At 40.8% G+C, this 3,953-nt stretch carries 2 protein-coding genes and 1 pseudogene; all 3 read right to left on the reverse strand.

The window, feature by feature from the left end; all coding sequences use genetic code 11:
• Window positions 1–151: 151 nt before the first annotated feature.
• Window positions 152–1,366, reverse strand: a complete 1,215-nt coding sequence (locus E7C97_RS09085; RefSeq protein ID WP_316109002.1) for a pyridoxal phosphate-dependent aminotransferase — start codon at window positions 1,364–1,366, stop codon at window positions 152–154.
• A gap of 471 nt (window positions 1,367–1,837) precedes the next feature.
• On the reverse strand, window positions 1,838–3,298 hold the full coding sequence (gene gltX / locus E7C97_RS09090; RefSeq protein WP_049528326.1) for a glutamate--tRNA ligase: 1,461 nt from the start codon (window positions 3,296–3,298) through the stop codon (window positions 1,838–1,840).
• A 132-nt stretch (window positions 3,299–3,430) separates the two neighbouring features.
• Window positions 3,431–3,953, reverse strand: a pseudogene (gene pgi, locus E7C97_RS09095) (glucose-6-phosphate isomerase); the annotation flags it as partial.

Raw genomic sequence — 3,953 nt, forward strand, 5'->3', positions numbered from 1 at the left:
GTTTCACGATGAATACCTCCTCATAGATTTTGTATTCGTTTAGCCGGCTATAAAGTGATCAGTTACTAAACATACTTTACTATTCTATCTGATTCTTTCGCATTTGTCAATAGCTCTGACAAATGTTTCCAGCTTTTTTGCTATGAAAGCCTTATCTACGATACTGCTTCAAGAAACGGGTCATCTTTTCTTGGATTTGGGCTAACTCATCTACGCGTGGCAGATAAACGATACGGAAGTGATCTGGCTCTTTCCAGTTAAAGCCTCGTCCATGAACCAAAAGCACCTTTTCTTGCTTCAAGAAATCAAGGACAAACTGTTCATCATCATCAATACGATACATATTGCGGTCAATTTTAGGGAAGATATAAAGACCCGCTTTAGGTTTAACCGCTGACAAACCTGGAATATCTTGAATGGCATTATAAATAAAGTTTCTTTGTTCATAGATACGACCACCTGGCAAGAGCAACTCATCCACTGACTGGTGACCACCTAGTGAAGTTTGAACAACCTGTTGAGCAAGCACATTCGAACAAAGTCGCATGTTTGAAAGCATGTTGAGACCTTCAATGTAGCCCTTTACATGATGTTTAGGTCCAGACAAGACCATCCAACCAACACGGAAACCAGCGATACGGTGAGATTTAGACAGACCATTCATGCTGACACAGAAAAGGTCTGGAGCCAAACTTGCGACTGGTGTGTGGACATTGCCATCCATAACCATACGGTCGTAAATTTCATCCGCAAAAATAATCAAGTCATTTTGACGAGCAATCTCGATGATATCTAGTAAGAGTTCTTTAGGATAGAGAGCCCCCGTTGGGTTATTCGGATTGATCAAAACAATGGCCTTGGTATTTGAACTAATCTTAGACTTGATATCATCTAGGTCTGGATACCATTCCGCTTCTTCATCACAGACGTAGTGAACGGCATTTCCCCCAGCCAAGCTGACAGCAGCAGTCCAAAGAGGATAGTCAGGCATAGGAACCAAGACTTCATCGCCGTTGTCCAAGAGACCTTGCATAGACATAACGATTAGCTCACTAACCCCATTTCCAAGGTAGATATCATCAATATCCACATTGGGGAATTTCTTTAGTTGGCAATACTGCATGATGGCCTTACGAGCTGAAAAGATACCTTTTGAATCTGAATAGCCTTCACTATCACGGGCATTCATAATCAAGTCGTGGATAACCTCATCTGGAGCTGTAAAGCCAAACTCAGCTGGGTTCCCTGTATTCAAACGCAAAATCTTTTCACCATTTGCTCGCATGCGCATAGCTTCTTCCAAAACTGGACCACGGATATCATAAGCCACATGCTCTAATTTTATTGATTTGTTAAATTCTTTCATTCGAGTTCCTCTATTCATCAGGATAGTTAATATTATACCACTCCAAAACGAAATCGTAAATTTCTCAGTACTATTCCACAAAAAAACCTTGCTTAACGCAAGGTAACAGGACAAATCCGATTTCTTTCTATTTTTGGAGAAGAAAGAGTAGATATATTTCTCTAAAAAGCTGGACAAATTGGACCAAAATCTTTGTAGAGAAACTCTGGTGATCGAAAACAAAGTCATTGTAAGGGATGGTAACTGCATGAACAAAAGAATTTCAACTTCTATTCAGCAAAACGCAAAGAAAAAATAAGTAGACTGACCAACATTAGGAATAATGTTAGACTATGCCAAGTCTAGTTGTAAAAATACCATCTCACTAACTTATTTCCTTGCCCTGTCAATTCATATTATACACTAAAACCTTTGCATTTTCAAACAAGTATACATATAAAAAGAGCTCAATATTTAAGCTCTTTTTATATGCTATTTTGCAATTTCTGCCAACATTTTTTCAATATGTTGAATTGATTTTTCACGTCCAAGCAAGTAGATGGTATCTGGCAATTCAGGACCATGCATTTCACCTGAAACGGCAATACGGATTGGCATGAAGAGATTCTTCCCTTTGATACCTGTTTCTTTTTGAACTGCTTTGATTTGTGGGAAGATATTTTCTACCACAAACTCGTCATCTGACATAGCTTCAAGTTTGGCTTTGAAGGCTTCAAGTACCGTTGGCACTGTTTCACCAGCCATGACTTCTCGTTCAGCTTCTGTCAATTCTGGGAAGTCTGAGAAGAAAAGGTCTGTCAATGGAACGATTTCATCCACTGATTTCATTTGTGGTTTGTAGAGTTCCACCAATTTTTTAGCCTTGTCTGTCAAACGTCCTGCTTCTTCAAGGAATGGTTTTGCCATTTCAAAAATAGTCTCAAGGTCTGCATTCTTGATATAGTCATTGCTCATCCAATCAAGTTTCTTCTGGTCGAAGGCTGCTGGAGACTTGCTAAGACGGTTTTCATCAAAGAGCTTGATGAGTTCTTGGCGAGAGAAGATTTCGTCTTCTCCACCAGGGTTCCAGCCAAGAAGAGCGATAAAGTTAAAGACTGCTTCTGGCAGGTAGCCCTTCTTACGGTAGTCTTCGATAAATTGAAGTGTATTAGTATCACGTTTAGACAACTTCTTACCAGTTTCAGAGTTAATGATCAAGGTCATGTGACCGAACTCTGGAGCTTCCCATCCGAGTGCTTCATAAACCATAAGCTGTTTTGGTGTGTTAGCAATGTGGTCGTCTCCACGAATGACGTGAGAGATTTGCATGTCGTGATCATCGATGACAACGGCAAAGTTGTAAGTTGGGTAGCCATCTTTCTTTTGGATAACCCAGTCCCCACCGATATTGCCACCTTCAAATTCGATATCACCTTTGACCATATCATGCCACTTATAGATACCAGACTCATTAACTGCCAAACGAACCGTTGGGATAATACCTGCGGCTTCACGTTCTGCAACATAAGCTGCTTTTTCTTCCTCGCTCATACCAAGGTATTCGTTAATGTAACGAGGTGTTTCACCAGCTGCTTCTTGGCGTTCACGTTCAGCTGCCAACTCTTCTTCAGTGACGTAAGATTTGTAGGCTTTCCCTTCAGCAAGCAATTGGTCGATATATTTTTGATAGAGTTCCAAACGCTCTGATTGGCGGTAGTTTTCATGAGTTTCTGGACTTTCATCCCAATCCATGCCCAACCAACGAAGGTTTTCAAGCTGTGAACGTTCTCCGTCTTCGACATGACGTTTGCGGTCTGTGTCTTCGATACGGATGATAAAAGTTCCACCATGGTGGCGTGCATACAAGTAGTTAAACAATGCTGTACGGGCATTTCCGATGTGTAGTAGTCCTGTTGGACTTGGTGCATAACGCACACGAATATCTTTTGACATATCTTCTCCTATAAAGTCTCTAGGCGTCTGCCTTTTTGCTCTCTATATTATATCACAAGTCGTGCCAGAGTCCAATTTCTCTTTTCGAGAAATAGTAAAAAGAGTGGTAAAACCACTCTCTTTTCAGCTCTATTATAGACGAGCGTTGAGTTCTTTGCTCAATTCTTCAAATCCTGGTTTACCAAGAAGGGCAAACATGTTACGTTTGTATGCTTCAACACCTGGTTGGTCAAATGGGTTGATGGCATTCAAGTAACCTGAAAGGGCGATTGCCAATTCAAAGAAGTAGATTGTGTAGCCAAGAGTGAAGGCATCTTGCTCAGGAAGAGTCACGTACATGTTTGGCACGTCACCGTCAGTGTGGGCAAGAAGAACACCGTCAGTTGCTTTTTTATTAACGAAGTCAACGTCTTTTCCTTGAAGGTATCCAAGTCCATCAAGATCTTCTTCCAAAGTAGGGATGATTACGTTCTTACGTGGTTTGTCAACACGGACAACTGTTTCAAACATGATACGAGTTCCTTCTTGGATAAATTGACCTAATGAGTGCAAGTCTGTTGAGAAGTTAGCTGAAGTTGGGTAGATACCTTTTTGGTCTTTTCCTTCTGATTCACCAGCCAATTGTTTCCACCATTCTGAGAAGTATTGAAGTGAT

Origin of the sequence: Streptococcus sp. (genome assembly GCF_032481935.1) — a bacterium.
GTDB lineage: Bacteria > Bacillota > Bacilli > Lactobacillales > Streptococcaceae > Streptococcus.